16 protein-coding genes are annotated in these 19,069 nt (G+C 45.2%); 8 read left to right on the forward strand and 8 right to left on the reverse strand.

Annotated features, from left to right (window positions below; all coding sequences use genetic code 11):
* The first annotated feature begins 8 nt into the window (after window positions 1-8).
* Together ACFSKO_RS19765 and ACFSKO_RS19770 are read left to right on the forward strand one after the other, a co-directional pair.
* Window positions 9-1,454, forward strand: a complete 1,446-nt coding sequence (locus ACFSKO_RS19765; protein WP_380254920.1) for an NAD(P)-binding domain-containing protein — start codon at window positions 9-11, stop codon at window positions 1,452-1,454.
* A gap of 27 nt (window positions 1,455-1,481) precedes the next feature.
* Complete coding sequence (locus ACFSKO_RS19770) at window positions 1,482-2,723, forward strand: MFS transporter (RefSeq protein ID WP_380254922.1); 1,242 nt, start codon at window positions 1,482-1,484, stop codon at window positions 2,721-2,723.
* A gap of 129 nt (window positions 2,724-2,852) precedes the next feature.
* On the opposite strand, the gene ACFSKO_RS19775 is transcribed toward ACFSKO_RS19770, so the two are convergent.
* The 6 genes from ACFSKO_RS19775 to argE form a co-directional block, all read right to left on the reverse strand.
* Window positions 2,853-4,583 (reverse strand): dipeptide ABC transporter ATP-binding protein, encoded by a 1,731-nt coding sequence (locus ACFSKO_RS19775; RefSeq protein WP_380254923.1) that lies wholly within the window; start codon window positions 4,581-4,583, stop codon window positions 2,853-2,855.
* A 14-nt stretch (window positions 4,584-4,597) separates the two neighbouring features.
* Entirely contained in the window at window positions 4,598-5,533 is a 936-nt protein-coding gene (locus ACFSKO_RS19780) for an ABC transporter permease (protein WP_380254925.1), read from the reverse strand.
* Entirely contained in the window at window positions 5,533-6,501 is a 969-nt protein-coding gene (locus ACFSKO_RS19785) for an ABC transporter permease (protein WP_380254927.1), read from the reverse strand. The genes ACFSKO_RS19780 and ACFSKO_RS19785 overlap by 1 nt, the downstream gene beginning before the upstream one ends.
* A 63-nt stretch (window positions 6,502-6,564) precedes the next feature.
* Complete coding sequence (locus ACFSKO_RS19790; RefSeq protein WP_380254929.1) at window positions 6,565-8,160, reverse strand: ABC transporter substrate-binding protein; 1,596 nt, start codon at window positions 8,158-8,160, stop codon at window positions 6,565-6,567.
* Window positions 8,161-8,228: 68 nt separating this feature from the next.
* The gene (locus tag ACFSKO_RS19795; RefSeq protein ID WP_380254931.1) at window positions 8,229-9,401 is read right to left on the reverse strand and encodes a M20 aminoacylase family protein; all 1,173 of its coding nucleotides are present in this window, start codon (window positions 9,399-9,401) and stop codon (window positions 8,229-8,231) included.
* A gap of 48 nt (window positions 9,402-9,449) precedes the next feature.
* Complete coding sequence (gene argE, locus ACFSKO_RS19800; protein WP_380254933.1) at window positions 9,450-10,613, reverse strand: acetylornithine deacetylase; 1,164 nt, start codon at window positions 10,611-10,613, stop codon at window positions 9,450-9,452.
* A 299-nt stretch (window positions 10,614-10,912) separates the two neighbouring features.
* Here argE and ACFSKO_RS19805 point away from each other — a divergent pair, with 299 nt between their 5' ends.
* The gene (locus ACFSKO_RS19805) at window positions 10,913-11,803 is read left to right on the forward strand and encodes a LysR family transcriptional regulator (protein ID WP_380254935.1); all 891 of its coding nucleotides are present in this window, start codon (window positions 10,913-10,915) and stop codon (window positions 11,801-11,803) included.
* Window positions 11,804-11,851: 48 nt separating this feature from the next.
* Here the strand turns inward: ACFSKO_RS19805 and ACFSKO_RS19810 are convergent, their stop codons facing one another.
* Window positions 11,852-13,081 carry an ROK family transcriptional regulator gene (locus tag ACFSKO_RS19810; RefSeq protein WP_380254936.1) on the reverse strand — a complete coding sequence of 410 codons (1,230 nt, stop codon included), beginning with the start codon at window positions 13,079-13,081 and terminating at the stop codon, window positions 11,852-11,854.
* Between the two features lie 156 nt (window positions 13,082-13,237).
* Between ACFSKO_RS19810 and ACFSKO_RS19815 the strand changes: the two genes are divergently transcribed.
* Genes ACFSKO_RS19815 through ACFSKO_RS19835 form a run of 5 tightly spaced genes read left to right on the forward strand, consistent with a single transcriptional unit; the run spans window position 13,238 to window position 18,318 of the window.
* Complete coding sequence (locus ACFSKO_RS19815; RefSeq protein WP_380254938.1) at window positions 13,238-14,482, forward strand: extracellular solute-binding protein; 1,245 nt, start codon at window positions 13,238-13,240, stop codon at window positions 14,480-14,482.
* Window positions 14,483-14,496: 14 nt separating this feature from the next.
* Window positions 14,497-15,384, forward strand: coding sequence for a carbohydrate ABC transporter permease (locus ACFSKO_RS19820; RefSeq protein WP_380254940.1), 888 nt, complete (start codon window positions 14,497-14,499; stop codon window positions 15,382-15,384).
* Window positions 15,381-16,232: a carbohydrate ABC transporter permease gene (locus ACFSKO_RS19825; protein WP_380254942.1), complete on the forward strand. Its 852-nt coding sequence runs from the start codon at window positions 15,381-15,383 to the stop codon at window positions 16,230-16,232. The genes ACFSKO_RS19820 and ACFSKO_RS19825 overlap by 4 nt, the downstream gene beginning before the upstream one ends.
* On the forward strand, window positions 16,229-17,251 hold the full coding sequence (locus ACFSKO_RS19830; RefSeq protein ID WP_380254944.1) for a carbohydrate kinase family protein: 1,023 nt from the start codon (window positions 16,229-16,231) through the stop codon (window positions 17,249-17,251). Before ACFSKO_RS19825 ends, ACFSKO_RS19830 begins: the two co-directional genes overlap by 4 nt.
* Window positions 17,248-18,318, forward strand: coding sequence for an ABC transporter ATP-binding protein (locus ACFSKO_RS19835; protein ID WP_380254945.1), 1,071 nt, complete (start codon window positions 17,248-17,250; stop codon window positions 18,316-18,318). The genes ACFSKO_RS19830 and ACFSKO_RS19835 overlap by 4 nt, the downstream gene beginning before the upstream one ends.
* Window positions 18,319-18,364: 46 nt before the next feature.
* On the opposite strand, the gene ACFSKO_RS19840 is transcribed toward ACFSKO_RS19835, so the two are convergent.
* Window positions 18,365-18,934 carry a PAS domain-containing protein gene (locus ACFSKO_RS19840; protein WP_380254947.1) on the reverse strand — a complete coding sequence of 190 codons (570 nt, stop codon included), beginning with the start codon at window positions 18,932-18,934 and terminating at the stop codon, window positions 18,365-18,367.
* Between the last annotated feature and the right edge of the window lie 135 nt (window positions 18,935-19,069).

A 19,069-nucleotide genomic window follows, 5' to 3' on the forward strand; every position in this document is an offset into this window, starting at 1 on the left:
GTAACTTTATGAAAAATACAAATACTAATAATAGGGTAATTGTAATTGGTGCAGGACCCGTCGGAATATCAGCAGCAGCTCAATTAATAGCACGAGGCCTGGAACCTCTCTTGCTCGAAAAAGGATCCCGCGTGGGCCATGCCATACTTGAGTGGGGACACGTCCGCGTTTTCACCCCATGGCAGTATATCACAGATAAAGCAGTTATGGACTTATTAGAGCCAATGGGCTGGAAACATCCAGACAAAAAACATCTTCCAACAGGCCAAGAAATTGTTGATGAATACCTTGTGCCTGCAGCAGAGATAACGGCACTAAAAAATCACATTCTTTACGATGCTAATGTTGTAGCTGTTTCCAAACTGGGTTTGAGCAAATCATCAACACTTGACCGCAATAGTGTTCCATTTACAGTTCATTACAAGACTTCTGACAGAGAACATAATGTCATTGAAGCAATGGCCGTCATTGACGCATCAGGTACATGGTATAACCCAAATCCAATTGGTGCTGATGGCCTAATGGTTCCAGGTGAGCAAGAGTTCAGTGACCGCATCTCATATGGAATTCCAGAAACACTTACAAGAAACAAAGCTCTATATGAAGGGAAGAAAACCCTTGTCCTAGGCAGCGGTCATTCCGCAATCAATGTCGTTCTCGATGTGCTACAGCTCAAGAAAGAAAATGCAGATACAAAACTTATCTGGGGTCTGCGTCGCAACAAAATTGAAAAACTACTCGGCGGCGGCATAAATGATAAATTGCCTGCCCGAAGTGCACTTGGAACCGCTGCAAAAGAAGCTATCGATGACGGTGCTCTAGAGCTCTACGCCCCAATGAATGTTCGTAAGATCTCTAAAATAGGGTGTCGCATGAACGTTGAAATGGATATCGATGATAAAATTCAAACCATCGAAGTAGATCGTATTATCGTTGCGACAGGATTCCATCCAAATTTAGAAATGCTTCGTGAAATACGCCTTGATCTTGATGTTGTTGTTGAAGCGCCAAACGTTCTGGCCCCCATGATTGATCCAAACTTTCACTCTTGCGGCACTGTTAGGCCTCACGGTATCGACGAACTATCCCATACAGATAAAAACTTCTTCATCGTTGGAATGAAAGCTTATGGCCGTGCGCCAACATTTTTGATGAAAACGGGTTATGAGCAAGTGCGCTCAATCGCGGATGAACTTGCCGGTAATCATGAAGCAGCTCGAAAAATCGAGTTGGATTTGCCTCAAACTGGTGTTTGTAGTTCTCGCCCACAAATAAGCACCTCTACAGAACCCCTTGCGGTTAGCAGCGAGTGTTGTGAAATCGCCCCTGTAGAAAAGCCCCCAAGCAAAGAGTGTTGTGATTCTACTCCTATCACCGAGAAAAAGCCTGAGGTTGCTTCTGGAAAATGTTGTGGTCCGGCCCCTACTCACACAGCAAAATCAAACTGGGATTAGAGAGTGAAAGTCTGAAGAGTGTTCGTTATGCAGCTAATCACCAATACGAAGGACGCGGTTACCACCTCAACTAGAATGAAATGGTACTTCCTCTCAACCTTTGGCTTTGCTCAGATTTGCTCTTGGGGAACTTTATACTACGCCTTTCCACAAATTACGGTCGCCATGACCCTTGAATTTGGGTGGGCAAAAACAGAAATTTATGGCGCATTAACGGTTGGTTTATTGCTATCAGCATTTGCTGCAATTCCTGTTGGAATTTTAATTGATAGAGGACATGGCCGGGATGTCATGACAGGTGGCTCAATACTTGCCGGAATATTCTTCTTTTTATGGTCACAAACTCAATCACTTACATGGTTCTATATCGTATTTTCCGGAATCGGTTTTCTACAGGCAGCCGTCCTCTACAACGCCGCTTTTGCTGTCGTTGCGAAACATTTTGATAAAACCAAAACCCGTGATTATATAACCTCTTTGACTCTGTGGGGCGGGTTCGCCAGTACTATTTTTATTCCTCTCATCGAACTCATGCTGGATTACATGGAGTGGCGTCAGGTATTAATTGCGCTAGGAGCAATCAATATTTTAATCTGTGCAAGTCTCTACCAACTCATCCCAAGACATAAGAATGTTCTAGAAAACCGCACTCCCTTAAAAGCCATTCAACATGGAAAAGAAGGTGTAAGTTGGGCGTTGCTACAACCAATATTCTGGGCATTGTTGATTTGTTTTTCTTTATACACCGCTATTACCTCCTCTTTTCGTTTTCATCTCTACCCAATGTTGATAGAGAACGGTTTAACAGTTGAAAATACAGTTTTAATTCTCGCTCTTCTAGGTCCTGCACAAGTCGCTGGACGGGCATTTATGAAACTTTTTCAAACTAAAAGTATCGCCTATGTTGGGATATTCATCGCCACGTTGTTTCCCTTGACGTTCATTGCCATGATTTTGTTTCCCGCAAATTTTCCCGTACTGATAATTGCTGGAGTTGCTTTTGGCGCTGTTGCAGGCACAATGACGATTATGATGGGATTAGCTGTTCCAGAGTTTATGACGAAGAACTCCTATGGATTGATCAATGGGCTAATCAATACGCCGACCACTATGCTAAAGGCTTTTGCACCGTATATTGCCGCGATTTCATGGAGCATCACTGGCAGCTATAGTGGGTTGATTTACGGATTAGTTGCAATCAGTACGATTATGTTGCTGTCATTTATTGCTGCAGCGATCATCTCTAGAAACAAAATTATAACCAAATAACAACGAGATTGAATGAAGTATCGATATTGGTTTAATAAAAGCGAAGATCGTTGCAGTTTAACTCATGGAAAAGGGCTCTTCACGATGAATAAAGAGCCCTTTTCCTGATCAAATGAACAGCAAGGAATCCTAACTTGCCTCCGCTTGCTCTGCGTCCTTGTTCATCAAGCCTGTGTAACTCGGCATCAGACTGATCAAGTGTTTACTGTACTCATGTTTCGGCGCTTCGAAGAGCGCTTCAGTATCAGCAATCTCAACCATCTTGCCTTTTGACATCACCCCAACCCGGTCACACATCTGACGAATGACGGGAAGATCGTGACTGATAAACATCATGGTCAAGCCAAGTTCGTCCTGGAGATCTTTCAGCAAGTTCAAAATTTGAGCCTGAATAGATACATCAAGTGCAGAAGTCGGCTCATCACAGATCAGAAAGCGGGGCCGTGTGGCCAAAGCACGTGCAATAGAGATCCTTTGGCGTTGCCCCCCGGAGAACTCGTGTGGGTACTTCACAGCCGCTTTGGCACCAAGCCCGACGTGGTCAAGAAGATCATCCACGATCTGACGTGTTTCAGATTCAGAACTTGTCAGTTTATGGAACCGGATCGGCTCTGCAATAATATCACGTACTTTCATACGGGCATTTACCGACGAGAATGGATCCTGAAAGATCATCTGCATCTGGCGACGGTGGACATTCAGCTCTTTACGTCTTTTGATCTTGGTAAGATCTGTACCCGCAAAGTTAATTGACCCGCCAGCTGATTTGTAGATCGAAGTTACCAAACGGGCGATGGTCGATTTACCCGAGCCGGATTCACCAACGATGCCGAAACATTCGCCATTGCGAATATCAAAGCTAACATCATCAACCGCGCGGACAATACTTTTGCTGCTGCCAAACATGCCGCCAGACTTGAACACCATCTCCAGGTTATCAACCTTAAGTAAAGGGCCATCGCTTTTACCAAAGTCACGCGCTTTCCCCAACCAATGTGTTGAAAGATCAAGTTCCTTCCGCTCACCAGCCGCTTCAATGCTTTCCACCATCGGGAACCGATGTAAACGCACGTCAGGCCGTGGCACTGCAGATATCAAGCTGCGAGAATAAGGATGATCCGGGTTCCCAAGGATCTTTTTCGTAGGCCCCGTTTCGACCACTGCCCCGCGATACATTACCGCAACACGGTCAGCAACCTCGGCGATCACCCCCATATCATGGGTGATGATGATCATGCCGACACCTTTTTCTCGAACCAACTTTCTCAGCAGGTCGAGAATTTGTGCCTGAATGGATACATCCAGTGCCGTTGTTGGCTCATCCGCAAGAATGACTTCTGGCTCAGCACACAAGGCCAAAGCGATAACAACGCGTTGACGCATGCCCCCTGAGAACTGGTGCGGATAATGGTCTACCCGTTGCGAAGGATCTGGAATACCAACCTGATCCAGAAGAGAAATCGCCCGTTCACGGGCATCGGCATCAGAAAAACCAAGATGCGTCTGGATCGTGCCGATTAACTGCTTCGCAATGGTTTCCAGTGGATTGAGCGATGTCAGCGGATCCTGAAAGATCATACCAATACGCTTACCGCGGATTTTACGCATTTCTACTTGAGATAACCCACTGATTTTATCCCGCTCGAGAAAAACCTCTCCACCTCCGACACGGCCAGGACGCTCGAGCAGTCCCATAACCGCATTACCAATAGTCGATTTCCCAGCACCAGATTCCCCAACCACACCGAGGATTTCACCGCTGGCAACAGAGAGAGAGACATTCTTGGCTGCGAGAACATCCCCATGACGGGATGGAAACTCAACAATGAGGTTCTTGATATCCAATAACGTTTTACTCATGGCATCATCCTCATCTAGCGCAGTTTGGGGTTCAGGGCATCACGTAGCCAGTCACCCAGAATGTTGACAGAAAGAACCAGAATAACCAATGCAGCACCCGGGAAGATCGTAATCCACCACTCACCAGAGAACAGATAGTCATTACCAATGCGGATCAAGGTACCAAGAGACGGCGATGTTGGTGGTACACCGACACCTAGAAAAGATAATGTCGCCTCTGTAATCACGGCTAACGCCAACTGGATGGTCGCAATAACAAGCACCGGCCCCATCACGTTGGGGAGGATATGACGGACAAGAATAATCCAATCCGGCAGGCCGATAACTTGCCCCGCCTGCACGTATTCCTTGTTCCGTTCCACCATCACAGAACTTCGGACAGTTCTCGCGTACTGAACCCAAAAACTGAGACCAATCGCCACAACCAACACATAAACCGCAAGTTCATCGTGGGTTTCACGAGGCATAATCCCGCGGGCCACACCATCAATAAGCAAAGCGATCAAGATGGCAGGAAAAGATAACTGTACATCCGCAATACGCATCAGGATAGAATCAACCACCCCACCAGCATAACCTGAAATCAGGCCAACAGCGATCCCCAGGATTGCGGCAAGGCCAACAGAGGCAAAACCAACAATCAAAGAAATTCTCGAGCCATAGAGGATCGTTGAAAAGACATCACGGCCTTGATCATCTGTCCCCAAGAGATAAGAGGCATTGCCCTCTCCTTCCCATGCCGGCGGCAATAGTGCGTCGAACAGATCAACAGTCGCGAGGTCAAAAGGATTATGAGGTGCTACAAAATTTGCAAAAGCGGCACCAAATATCATGAGAAATGTCAAAATAGCTGCGATAATCGCACCCGGTGATCCTTTGAAATTCCACCACAGATCACTTTCGCGAAAGCGGGTTATAAAGGAAGGTCTTTCGTTAGATATATCGCTCATTAGCTTTGCACCCGCAAACGTGGATCAACAACAAAGTACAGGATGTCGACGATCAGATTAATTACGACAAAAACGAAAGCAATCAACAGTAGATAAGCAGCCATAACCGGAATATCGACTTCAGATACCGCCTGAATGAACAGCAACCCCATACCCGGCCACTGGAAAACGCTCTCGGTGATAATCGCAAAAGCGATAATCGAACCAACTTGCAAACCAATAATGGTGATCACCGGAACCAATGTATTACGAAGCGCAATTGAAAAGTTAATCAGGCGCGGGCTCAAACCACGCGCATGCGCAAACTTGATATAATCCGTCCGTAAAACTTCAAGCATCTCAGCCCGAACCAAACGAACAATCAAAGTCATTTGGAAAATGGCCAATGTTATTGCTGGTAATATCAGCGACTTTAGGCCACTTGCTGTTAAGAAACCTGTCGTCCACCAACCAAGATCAACAACTTCACCCCGCCCAAACGTAGGCAGCCAGCGAAGTGTTACGCCAAAAAATAGAATAAGCAGAATACCAATTAGGAATGTTGGGAGGGAAACCCCCATCAAAGACAGTGTCATAAATCCACGGGTGAATAGTGACTTGGGCTTTAAGGCCGTATAGATCCCCATGGGAACACCTAAGGCCAAAGCTAGGAAAGCAGAAATAAGGGACAGCTCTAGCGTTGCAGGAAACCGCTCAGCGATGAGGCCACTAACAGGTTGCCGTAACCTGTATGACATTCCAAAATCACCTTGCACTGCCTTTGTAATAAAGCGCCCATACTGAACAAGGAAAGGATCATTTAAACCGAGTGATTCTGTTAGAGCTTCACGTTCGGCCAGAGTAGTATCTTGGCCAACCATATTGTTGATGGGATCGCCAACAAATCGGAATAACCCGAACGCAATCAAACCAACAACCAGCATTACGACAATCGACTGTAACAGCCGCATCGAAACAAACTTGAACATAACGTCCCCTAATAAAACGGGGGCCTCTATAAGAAGAGGCCCCCAGTAGCAATTACAGCAATCTTATTTGCCGACTACAACATAACGCAGATCAAGAACATTATCTGCACGCTGAGCAAGGGTTACACCGTCACGAACACCCCAAGATAGAGGCTGTTGGTGCAGTGGAAGATAACCAACATCTTTCTGCAAGATTGAGAAAGCTTCAGCGACCATGTCTTGGCGTTTGGCCTGATCTGTTTCTTTCTCAACGTTTCCAGCAATCTCATCGATACGTGTATTAGAGTAACGACCATAATTGAATTGGCCAGTATTCTTTTCAACGTCGAAAGAAGACATCAAATTATAAAGAACGTTATGAACGTCCATTGAACTCGGTGTCCATCCTAGCAGATAGAATGATGTGTCGTTACCGTTTTGCGGGCTTACTTTGGCGAAATACTTGGATTTAGGCTGAGCGTTCAGATCAACCTTAATACCAACACGTGCCAAAAGACCAACAACAGCCTGGCAAATTTTCTCGTCATTTACATAACGGTTGTTCGGACAATCCATACCAAGCTCAAATCCATCTGGATAACCAGCTTCAGCGAGAAGTTTTTTAGATTTTTCCGGATCATAGGCGTAAGGAGTATTGAACTTTTCATCAAAGCCATTGATTTGTGGCGCAAGAAGAAGCCCTGCAGGAACAGCAGCACCACGCATAATTTTCTCATCAATAGCGTTCAAGTCAATAGCATGCGCCATCGCAGCCCGAACACGTTGATCTTTAAACGGGTTCTTGCCCTTGATGTTGGAATAGAGAAGCTCATCACGCCACTGATCCATACCAAGGAAAATCGTCCGTGCTTCTGGGCCTGTTAAAGGTTTAACGCCTTCAGCACTTTCTAAACGATTCCAATCCTGTACGGGAACAGGATAAACCATATCAAGTTCACCGGAAATCAGAGCAGCAACACGTGTTGCACCCTGAGAAATAGGGGTGAACTGAACTTCAGTTACATTTGTTGGAATATCTTTCCAGTAATCCGTAAAACGTGTGAATGTTGAACGAACATCAGGCTGGCGTTCTGAAAGAATAAATGGACCAGTACCGTTGGCGTTTTGAGCAGCATAAGTTGCAGTCGCATCGGCAGCTTTAGGGCTCGTTGCTTCAACTGAGTTATGCTTTTCTGACCATTCTTTGTCCATCATGTAATAGAAGGCAAGTTCACGTGGCAGGATCGGATTTGGAGCTGGGGTTTCAACTTCAATGGTATGGTCATCAATTTTTTTGATGCCCGAAATTCTTGCGCCGTAACCCTTCATGTCCGATCCGGAAGTAAGCGTCCGTTTCCATGTAAAGATAACGTCATCTGCGTTAAAATCACCACCGTCGTGGAACTTCACACCTTCACGAAGTTTGAAAACCCAAGTCGTTGGAGCTGTATTTTCCCAGCTAACAGCCAAACCAGGTTCTATTTGTAAATCGCTGCTATACGACGTCAAACCTTCGTATACGTTCCCAAGGAATCCCAAGGTAAAGGTTTCGTTCAAACCGTGCGGATCAAGAGACTGAACATCGCCTTGAAAAGACCATTTGAAAACTTCGGCTTGTGCTGCTCCCGTTCCCAGAGCAAGTACACATGCACTTGCCGCTAGAATATTTTTTATTTTCATTATGATACTCCCTGTGTTTACCACTACGAGCGTAATGGTCAAATTTTAGTACTCGAACTTTTTTATACTTATCTTTTAGCAGGCATAGCTGTTTCAACCAACTTAGCCCAGTATGAACAACCAACGGGAATTATTTCGTCGTTAAAGTTGTATTTAGGGTGGTGCACCGGTGCGGTATCACCGTTCCCCAAGAAGATGAACGATCCTGGACGCGCATTCAACATAAAGGCGAAATCTTCACCGCCCATTGTTGGACTCGCATCCGTATCAACACGATCTTCACCTGAAATCCCAGCAGCAATATCTACTGCAAAGGATGTTTCTTTGACGTGGTTCATAACAACGGGGTAATTCCGCTTATAATCCAGAACTGCTGTCGCACCATACGCTTTGGCAGTGTGCTCAACAACTTCTTGAATACGTTTTTCCGTCAAATCACGAACACCTTCATCAAGGGTACGAACCGTGCCGTTCAAAGAAGCAGTATCCGGTATCACGTTAAAAGCCGTGCCTGCGTTACACGTTGTCACAGATACAACGACAGATTTAATTGGATCAACACTCCGAGAAGCAATTGACTGCAACGCCAAGATGATATGGCTGGCAACAACAATCGGATCAATCGTTTCGTGTGGTTTTGCAGCGTGACCGCCAGAACCTTGAATATCAATGGTAAAGATATCCGTCGCCGCCATCAAAGCACCCGGGCGTGTCCCAAAGTTTCCTACAGGAACCCCTGGCCAGTTGTGCAAGCCATAAACTTCCTGAATGTTAAAGCGGTCCATCATGCCATCTTCAACCATTTCACGACCGCCGCCGCCGCCTTCTTCAGCAGGTTGGAAAATAACAGCCACGGAGCCATCAAAATTCCTCGTTTCAGACAGGTATTTTGCTGCACCTAAAAGCATCGCCGTATGACCATCATGGCCACAAGCATGCATTTTCCCATCAACCTTGGACGCGTAATCCAGTCCGGTTTCTTCGTGAATAGGAAGAGCATCCATATCGGCACGCAGGCCAATAACCTTACCAGAGCTGGTATCATTACCTTTAATGATACCGACAACACCCGTACGGCCAATACCTGTTACAACTTCATCCAGGCCAAATTCTTTAAGTTTCTCTGTAACAAATCCAGCCGTCTGTTCTACATCAAAAAGGAGCTCGGGGTTTGAATGGATTTCGCGTCTCCATCCTGTGATTTCATCGTGTAGCTCGGCAAAACGGTTAATAATCGGCATTATTATTCCCTGACATTATTTGTAGTTAGTTTTTTTTATAGCTCATAGTTAACTTGCCAGACGTTCGATCAACTTACGCTGAAAGGCCTCGCCGGCATTAAGCTGTTCAATAGATAAGAATTCATTGGCGGCATGGGCCTGGGCAATATCTCCAGGGCCACATACAATAGTCGAATAACCCCCATCCTGAAACTGGCCAGCTTCAGTGCCGTAAGAAACAACATGCTCTGCATTATCGCCTGTTAATTGGCGTACCAACCGTTCGGCAGCACCGTCTTTTTCGCGGCGACATCCTGGTACATTTGCAAGCACATCGATGGTAATTCCAGTAGATGGGTCAACAGTCTTCATTTCAGCTTCCAGCTCTGCGACATATGCCCGGTATTCTTCGAGATATGCCAGAGGATCTTCGGCAGGAAGCACCCTGAAATCAGAAGAGAAAGAGCAGTCTTTCGCTGTAATATTATGAGCGGTTCCACCTTGAATCACACCACAATGCAGCGTGGTATATCCCGGTTCAAAAAGGGCATTCTCTGCAAGATGTTCTGTACGTTGTTTGTTTTCTTTAGTCTTTTGTTCATGCCAGACAATCAGCTTTGCAGCGATATGAACGGCTGAAACTCCTGTATGTAAAAGGCTGGAATGAACTTCCAAACCACGGACCTTCGTCATAAGACCAATAACGCCCTTATGACCACTGACGACCTGCATCATCGTCGGCTCACCAACGATAACCGCTTCGGCTTTAACTTTTGGCGCCATATCCTCGACCATTAACGGCGCACCAAGGCAGCCAATTTCCTCGTCATATGATAAAGCTAGATGGATGGGGCGGTTCATATTTGAGCGCAACATTTCGGGAACCAGTGATAAGGCAATAGCAGAAAAAGCCTTCATGTCTGCGGTGCCACGCCCATAAAGCAATCCGTTTTTTTCGACAACTTCGAAAGGATTGGTATTCCAAGGCTGGCCATCAACAGGCACAACATCAGTATGTCCAGAAAGGATAACACCACCGTCCGTATCAGGGCCAATAGTCGCCCATAAATTTGTTTTACTACCGTCTTCATTTGGAACGCGTTGGGAGGATACGCCATGAGAAGACAAATAGTCTTCAACAAACTCGATCAGGGGTAAGTTACTGTTTCGAGAAACAGTATCGAATGCAACAAGCTTTGTTAGCATTTCTTTTGCTGTGTATGTACCAGCCACAGATATCTCCCTAATCAAACTCACCGAACAAACCCGCAGCTGGCATTAAGGTGCGAATCATTCACGCAAGATATGTTATATCGACTGCCTTGTGCTCTTTTGAGTTTTAGGACCCTGAGTTCCCTTGAGGCAGTTCATTTTTAAAGAACAGGTGAATTACTGTTAGCAACAATAGTCGGCCACATGTTGCTTAACAATAACCCCCCCGGTCTTCTCTTTTAGGAACCACGAACTTTAATTTGAATCAATGCATAATGATGTATATAGATATGCAAAAAAAGCATAATGGATTTTTTGTAATGCGAATGCGCCAACTTGAAGCTTTTCGAGCAACGATCGTAAACGGAACAATCTCATCCGCAGCCAAAAGCATGAAAACAACACAACCGACCATAAGCAGGTTGCTTGCCGATCTGGAGTATTCATTAAAGCTAAATTTGCTTCATCGCCGAAAAGGACGGGTCGTTCCAACACCAGAGGGAATGGCTTTTTACCGTAAACTTGATGAAGTCTTTGACGCCTTTTCTAAGTTACAAAATATGGCCGAAGATCTATCTCGTGATAAAAAGCAGGAAATTAGAATAATATCCCTCGGCGCCTTATCCATCAGTATTGTCCCCGAGATACTCGAAGAGTTTTCTTCAAATCACCCTGACGTGTCCATCATCTTAAATACAACAGACGTAAAAAGTTACTTCAATATGATAATGGACGAAGATCTCGATATAGCCTTTGGAAATCAAATGGGTGAGCAGCCCGGTGTCGAGCAAGTTATTCTTGCAAAGGTAGATTATGTTTGTGCTCTCCCCCCAAACCACCCTCTTTGTGAAAAGGATATCATCAACGAAGAGGACTTGATTGGAGAAAAGCTTATTGCATTGGACAGTGATGATGTGTTGGCATTCCATCAACACACCGATCTTTACAAAAGAATAAATCCCATAACCCAGTTCAGCACTCAACACTCCGCAAACGCTTACTCTCTTGTTAAGCAGGGGTTATGCTGTGGCGTCCTGGAGCCATTTTCTGCACCAATCTGGGCTGCATCAGGTGTGAACATACGCCCTTTCCGATCCAAAATCTCCTATAAATACTCAGCTTACTTTAAGGAAAACCGTAAACAGAATTGGGTCATAAGGGAGCTTCTGGAGATAGCCGAGAGGAAATTTAAAAAATACGAGAGTTCCTGAACTACCCTTTAATCACTCAACAGCTATAATAGTTTATGGCATGTAAAGTTACGATTTCAATTTATTAGAATGCTTATAAAGTTCAGCATTAAATTCATAAAAAATTGGCACACTGGCTGCCCCGTGCGCAGGCGCGGAAGTAGCGCTAATACCAACAAGGATACGTTCATCCAGTGGTTTTAGCTGCGTCACAACAGATGGCAAAGGAGGTAACATTTTTTCTACTAAAGCCTGTGCTATTTTTGTGGGTAAGAGACCGCCAATAAAAATGACTTCCGGATCAAATGTACTTTCAAGAGCCTGAACGCCTAACCGTAATTTATCAGCTGCATTACGAAGCCATGCCATAAAAGCAGGGTCCTCTTCGTCATACAACTTCTCTAATTGCTCGGGAGTTCTATGTGCATCGTCTGTCTCGCCGATAGCCTCATAAGCCGCGCGTAAAGACACATAACGCTCAAAACACCCCTTGTTCCCGCACTCACAAGAAATCCCGTCCGTCTCGACAACGATGTGTCCAATCTCGCCCGCAGCCCCTCTTACGCCATGATAAACTTGACCATTAAGAAACAACCCGGCGCCCAGCCCCATTCCTATAAAAACATAGACAAAATTTTCAAATTTTTTCCCAGCACCATGAAGCCGCTCTGCAATCGCTGCAGCATTCGCATCGTTTTCAACAATAACGGGGAGGTCCGTACGTTCACGCAAGCGCTCTTCCAGCGGAAAACCAACCCATCCAGGTCCAATTCCTGTCGGTCCACTGACGTCAAATGGCCCTGGAATTGCAACACCTACACCGAACACACGCTTCTTTTTCACCTTGGCAGATTCAAGTAACTGATCCACCAAATTAGTCAGGATATCTATCCCTTCATCTGGTGAAGGTCGTGATACAGGCTGCTGTATTTGTGCACACTCTTCACCTGCTAAATTCACGAGAATGGCCAAAGCAAGCTGATGGTCCATCTGTATACCAACCGAATACCCCCCATCAGGGTTTAATCTGTAAGGTCGAGCAGGTTGGCCTCGCTTTGCTTTTTCAGCTTCTCCCGCAATTAACAATCCACGCTGCTCAAGCTCAGCCACCAGATTAGAAATTGTCTGTACCGATAAGGCCGTCGTCCGGGTTATTTCAGCACGCGTAAGAGCACCATGACGACGAACAGCATCAATTACGGCTCGCAGGTTATGCTCTTTCGCATGTTCCAGATTCGTCCCCAGCATACCTGTTCTAAAACCACCATTTTTAGGGCTATCGGAATTTTCCGTTGCCATATTTCATTTCCATGATAAATTAATTAAATCAAATTGAGTTAATAAAAAATTCTATCCACACAAACTGCCACAGACAAACAAAAACTACCAAATAAAAACGACTAACTTTAGCGTTAATGTCATCGTGGCTTATAACCTTATAACAGGGAGGTTAATATGAAGAAGTCTAAAATGCTACTTGCTGCAATGGTTGGAACCCTTTTAACGGGCTCACAAGCATATGCAGAAAAAACTCAACTAAGTGCTTTGTTTATGGCTCAAGCAGCCTATAGCGAACAAGATATTGAGAACATGACGGAAGCTTTCGAAAAAGCGAACCCAAATGTCGACGTAAAGATGGAGTTTGTCGCTTACGAAGCCCTTCATGACAAAATCGTTTTGTCTCATAATGCCTCAGATGGCTACGATGTCGTGCTTTTTGACGTTATCTGGCCTGCTGAATTTGCACGGTACGGCCTTTTGACCGATGTCAGTGATAAAATCGACAATTCTACAAAGGCTGACATTCTCGAAGGCGCATGGACAACGGTCGAATACGGCGGGAAATATTATGGTATGCCGTGGATCGTAGACACAAAATACCTCTTCTATAATAAAAAAATGCTCTCAGAAGCCGGGATATCAAAAGCCCCTGTGACTTGGGCCGAACTTGCCAGCCAAGCAAAAATTATTAAAGATAAAGGGATTGTTGAATATCCTCTGGTTTGGAGCTGGTCACAATCTGAAGCCGTTATCTGTGACTACGCCACATTGCTCTCGGCAATGGGTGGGGAGTTTCTTGATGGCAATGAAAAGCCTGTTTTTCAGCAAGGGGGTGGACTTCATGCCCTTGAATATATGGTTGATTCCATAAAGATGGGTCTGACCAATCCGAATTCACGTGAGTATTCAGAAGAAGACGTGCGTCGCACCTTTTCAAGCGGTCAAGCCGCATTCGCAGTAAATTGGACCTACATGTATAATCTGGCCAATGACCCTAAAGAATCTTCTATCGCAGGCCATGTCGGCATTGCTCCAGCACCTGGGGCAGCAAACATTAGCAAGGCTTCTGCAGTCAATGGGTCCATGGGTCTGGGCGTAACATCCAATAGCAAGAATAAAGACATCGCTTGGGATTACATCAAACATCTCACCTCCCAACCAGTACAAGAAGGCTTTGCCAAGTTGAGCTTACCTGTTTGGAAAAGCTCTTACGACAATCCTGAAATTGCGAAGGGACAGGAAGAATTGCTAAAAGCTGCGAAAGTAGGACTGGCAGCAATGTATCCTCGCCCAACGAAAGCTTCCTATCAGGAAATGTCTTCTATACTTCAAGTCGCTATTCAAGAAGCCTTGTTGGGGACAAAAGCCCCGACTGAAGCCTTGAACGAAGCAGCTGATGCTGTGTCCGATTTGGACTAGAGTATCTTAGTTTAATGTTCCGCTTTTCCAAAGCCACAACAGCGTGGCTCCTGCTAACCCCGATGATGACAATCATCATCGGGGTTGTGGGATACCCCCTGATCAAAACAGTCTATTACAGTTTCACTTCGGCACATCTTGCCGCACCAGAAACAACAGACCATTGGGTCGGATTTAAAAATTATTTCAAAGCGTTAGGAAACAACCATTTTCTAGATTCCATTGAGAATACGGCTTATTTTGTCTCAGTCTCTGTTTCGGCCGAAATCATTATTGGTGTATTGGTTGCTCTACTTCTAAATCAAGCTTTTCACGGACGAACCCTGCTACGAGCACTTTTAATTCTGCCTCTCGCCCTCCCAACAGTCGTCAATGCAATGATGTGGCGGTTAATCTATGGACCAGATTTTGGGGCCTTAAACGCCCTGCTCACGCAAATTGGCCTTATTGAACAATACCAGAGCTGGCTTGGAGATCCGGACATTGCTTTGTCCATGGTCGCAATTGCAGATGTATGGAAAAACTTTCCACTCGTTGCCTTGATAACCCTTGCTGCCCTGCAAACCATTTCCAAGGACTTGATTGAAGCTGCCACTCTTGATGGCGCGAATGCTTTTCAAAGATTTCGAACTGTTGTCTTTCCAGCGATTATCGCTCCTGTAAGCGTTGCTCTGGTTCTTAGAACAATAGAAGCCTTCAAGGTATTTGATATTGTTTATGTCATGACCAGAGGTGGACCAGCCAACAGTACCAAGACGGTAAGTTTTCATGTTTATCAAGAGGCTTTTGCTTATATGCGAATTGGCTCAGGAGCATCCTATGCCCTCATCGTTGTGCTCATCAGCGCTGTTCTCATTGCTGCTTATTTGTGGCTTATTAAGAAACAGGGAAATACGGTATGATCCGCCGAAGTAAATCTGAAACCTGTCTCGTATACGGATCTGCCTGCTTACTTGGACTTGTCCTTCTTTGCCCCGTGTTATGGCTCTTTATTATGAGCATTAGCACTACCCGCGACCTGACAACTCTCCCCCTACAATGGTTTCCTGCAGAAATTTCATTCGCTAACTACACAAAACTGCTCAGCGATGTTGACAGTTCTACGGCAGAATCCTTCCTGAGCGCCCTGCGTAATAGCCTTATCGTTGCCATCTCGGCTACGACACTTTCGCTCCTCGTTGCTGTCCCTGCAGCCTATAGCCTTTCACGGCTCCCTGGAAAACGCCGCAAAAGCTTGCTTTTTGTCGCTATCGCCACCTTCATGATGCCACCAGTTGCACTCGTTTTACCTCTCTATTCCACAATGGGGGCGCTGGGCTTACTAAATACACACATCGCCCTCATCGCAGTCTATTGTGGTATTCTTGTCCCCTTCACGACATGGCTTTTAAAAAGTAACTTTGACGCCATACCAATTGATTTAGATGAAGCCCCTTTGATTGATGGAGCCAACCGCCTTCAGATAATATGGCATGTTACTCTGCCCATCGCGAAACCCGCAGTAGGTGCCGCAGCTCTAATGGCAATTTTAATGGCTTGGGACGAGTTTTTTTACGCGTTGCTTTTTACCAATGATATCAGAGCAAAAACTCTCCCGGTCGCAATCGCAGATTTTGCTGCTGGACGGGTTGCGGACTATGGTTTGATTTCTGCGGCAGGTATACTCGCAACGATCCCCCCCGTATCTATGGCTTATTTTCTTCAAAAATCTTTAGTTTCCGGACTGATGAGTGGGAGCGTAAAGGGATGATAGAAACACCTAACATTCATAAAGACATGAGAAATCCAGAAATCGTCACGGTAGGCACCGTAAATGTTGATCTTATTATGGGACCTCAAGCGCCTTGGCCCGTACCGGGAACAGAAGTTATATTACCAACATCAGAAATGCGTGAAGGCGGAGGCGCAGGTATTACCGCCAAGGCATTAACTTCTCTCGGCGCGCAGCATCGTATGATCGTTAATGTCGGAAATGATCTTTTTGGAGAATGGCTTTTAAAGCAATATCCTGGCCTGGATGATGACTGGATTATCGATACTGTAGATACAGCCTTGACAGTCGGCATAACCCACCCGGACGGAGAACGTACATTTTTCAGCACCCCGGGTCATGTTGCCCAATTCCAACCTCTCGAGTTACAAAACAAACTGGCAGGAATGGATCTCAAAAATGTGGTTGTATTATTTGTTGGTACTTCACTAATGCCGACCATCCGCCCGGCCTTGAAAGAGATCTTTCAGTTCGTGCGATCCAAAGGCGGGCGCATCGCGCTTGATACTGCGTGGCCTACAGCAGGTTGGACAGATAATACCCGAAAAGAAGTACTCGGCTGGCTACCATTCGTTGACATTGCCCTGCTCAATGAAGTCGAAACACACGGTCTTTTACACCCACGTAATCATGAAGACGGTGCAAACTACCAGGACGCACTTAAAAGTATGCCAGATGATGCCCTTTTCATCACGAAAATGGGGCCCAGAGGCGCACGGTTGGATACACTCGGAAAACCTCCTCTGATCATTCCATCAAATGAGATCGATGTCGTGGATACCATTGGCGCCGGAGATTCTTTCAACGCAGGATTTCTAACCGCCTTTGCACGTGGTCACGATATACAGTCTTGCCTTGAGATCGCAATCAATACTGCCGCCTTTGCAATTTCATCAAATCCGCGCCGTTATCCAAGCGGCACAGAAGTTGGTCTCGCTGAGCTGAGCAGAAAATTAAAAACTGACAAGGTTTTCAATACAAGGAAACAAGCGGTATGACCGGCTTATCTCTTAAAAGTGTTTGCAAAAAATTTGGCGACCTAAATGTCATTCAAAACATTGATCTTACGATAGAGCCTAATGAATTCGTCGTTTTTGTTGGACCATCAGGTTGTGGTAAATCAACATTATTACGTATGATTGCCGGACTGGAAGAGATCTCATCTGGAGAATTTTGGATTGGTAATAAACGGGCAGACCACTTACCTGTTTCCGATCGAGATATCGCCATGGTTTTCCAATCCTATGCCCTCTACCCTCATATGACTCTTGGCGAAAATATTGGTTTCCCACTCCGTCTTGCCAAAATGCCAAAACAGGAAATTCAACAGAAAGTATCAAAAATTTCCGACGTATTACATCTTACAAAAATTTTAGATCGTAAGCCGGGACAAATTTCCGGCGGCCAACGCCAACGCGTCGCTATTGGCCGAGCACTTGCGCGAGACCCAAAGGTTATCTTACTGGACGAACCTCTATCAAATCTCGATGCCGCCCTTCGGTTGGAAATGCGTGTAGAACTGGCACGTTTACATAAGCAACTCGACGCAACAATGATCTACGTAACTCATGACCAGGTAGAAGCAATGACCTTGGCTGATCGCATTGTAATCTTAAACAATGGCCAAATAGCGCAAGTCGGCACTCCCCTAGATCTGTATAATAAACCTGCAAATACGTTTGTTGCAGAGTTTATTGGCTCTCCAAAAATGAATATCTTCCCTGCAACCATTGAAACATCCGCAACAGACATTCCCAAGATCAACCTGACGAATGAGAGAAATGATTTTGCATTCGAGGCTTCTATAAATATTTCAGGCCCCATTCAAATGGGTATTCGTCCTGAACATATGGTTCCCGTAAATGAAGGAGGCATTAGAGGCCTAGTAAACAGAACAGAGCATTTAGGCTCAGACACTTATGTATATTTCCAGACAGAAAATAAAGCTAATGCTGTTGCCCGTTTGAATGGGATAGCGCCAATCCAAGCTGGTGAAAATATCTCTTTCACCACAATACCCGAACACTACCACCTCTTTGATCAAAAAGGTATTCGGATTGAATGATGGTGTGGTCAAAACTCAATGAATAAACAGCTTACACTTAACGCTTTCATTCCTCAGTTTTGACGGGCACCAATGCCACGATAATTCTCTCTACTTCAGTTCCATCAGAAAGAGGAAGAATTATCCGATCCCATTCTGCCATTTTCAAAGAATGGTGAGGTTCATGGCGAGTATATAATGGCTCTTTACGCAGCACGACTGCCCGATAGGTAATAGCGAAAAAAGCTCGCATGGGTGTCCAGATGTCAGACAATAACTTACCCGTTAGATCTTTGCCTGGCTCTGGCATAATTGCCGATCCATATAGACGATACTTGAACTCCTCCCCAGTATCAATAACTTCGAGAACGGCAATTTTTCCAAGAATTCCCTTGAGTTCAAAAGGATCAACATCAGATGGAGAGGGAGCCATTCTCTCTCCCTTCTTATCTTTCCACCACTTAAAGAGAAACTGTAACTCAGGTTGAGGAAGTTTATCTTCGGGGAGGTTCCAATGAACAGTGGGTACAGGGCTCCCTAATTGCTTCATCAATAAAGATAAAGAAACATAATCTTCGTTTACAAGTTCTTTTGCGCGGGCCCACAAATATTCTGTTGAGTAGGTGATGTCCTTCATACTTGTCGTCCACACCTTCTTAAATGTTATTTTTGCAGCTTATCACAACGCTCCTTAAAATTGATTAACTGAAGCAAAAATCAATTTTCCTGTACTAATTACTTGAAATCACGGCGTGTACAATAAATTTCAGAC

Origin of the sequence: Kiloniella antarctica (assembly GCF_042682825.1) — a bacterium.
In the GTDB taxonomy this organism is placed as follows: domain Bacteria; phylum Pseudomonadota; class Alphaproteobacteria; order Kiloniellales; family Kiloniellaceae; genus Kiloniella; species Kiloniella antarctica.

What these genes read in the sequence shown, in the direction of transcription:
- ACFSKO_RS19765 (WP_380254920.1), top strand. Translation starts at nt 9, where the DNA reads ATGAAAAATACAAATACTAATAATAGGGTAATTGTAATTGGTGCAGGA.
- ACFSKO_RS19815 (WP_380254938.1), top strand. Translation starts at nt 13,238, where the DNA reads ATGAAGAAGTCTAAAATGCTACTTGCTGCAATGGTTGGAACCCTTTTA.
- ACFSKO_RS19835 (WP_380254945.1), top strand. Translation starts at nt 17,248, where the DNA reads ATGACCGGCTTATCTCTTAAAAGTGTTTGCAAAAAATTTGGCGACCTA.
- ACFSKO_RS19825 (WP_380254942.1), top strand. Translation starts at nt 15,381, where the DNA reads ATGATCCGCCGAAGTAAATCTGAAACCTGTCTCGTATACGGATCTGCC.
- ACFSKO_RS19770 (WP_380254922.1), top strand. Translation starts at nt 1,482, where the DNA reads ATGCAGCTAATCACCAATACGAAGGACGCGGTTACCACCTCAACTAGA.
- ACFSKO_RS19775 (WP_380254923.1), bottom strand. Translation starts at nt 4,583, where the DNA reads ATGAGTAAAACGTTATTGGATATCAAGAACCTCATTGTTGAGTTTCCA.
- ACFSKO_RS19805 (WP_380254935.1), top strand. Translation starts at nt 10,913, where the DNA reads ATGCGAATGCGCCAACTTGAAGCTTTTCGAGCAACGATCGTAAACGGA.
- ACFSKO_RS19780 (WP_380254925.1), bottom strand. Translation starts at nt 5,533, where the DNA reads ATGAGCGATATATCTAACGAAAGACCTTCCTTTATAACCCGCTTTCGC.
- ACFSKO_RS19795 (WP_380254931.1), bottom strand. Translation starts at nt 9,401, where the DNA reads ATGCCGATTATTAACCGTTTTGCCGAGCTACACGATGAAATCACAGGA.
- ACFSKO_RS19785 (WP_380254927.1), bottom strand. Translation starts at nt 6,501, where the DNA reads ATGTTCAAGTTTGTTTCGATGCGGCTGTTACAGTCGATTGTCGTAATG.
- ACFSKO_RS19810 (WP_380254936.1), bottom strand. Translation starts at nt 13,081, where the DNA reads ATGGCAACGGAAAATTCCGATAGCCCTAAAAATGGTGGTTTTAGAACA.
- ACFSKO_RS19840 (WP_380254947.1), bottom strand. Translation starts at nt 18,934, where the DNA reads ATGAAGGACATCACCTACTCAACAGAATATTTGTGGGCCCGCGCAAAA.
- ACFSKO_RS19830 (WP_380254944.1), top strand. Translation starts at nt 16,229, where the DNA reads ATGATAGAAACACCTAACATTCATAAAGACATGAGAAATCCAGAAATC.
- ACFSKO_RS19790 (WP_380254929.1), bottom strand. Translation starts at nt 8,160, where the DNA reads ATGAAAATAAAAAATATTCTAGCGGCAAGTGCATGTGTACTTGCTCTG.
- ACFSKO_RS19820 (WP_380254940.1), top strand. Translation starts at nt 14,497, where the DNA reads ATGTTCCGCTTTTCCAAAGCCACAACAGCGTGGCTCCTGCTAACCCCG.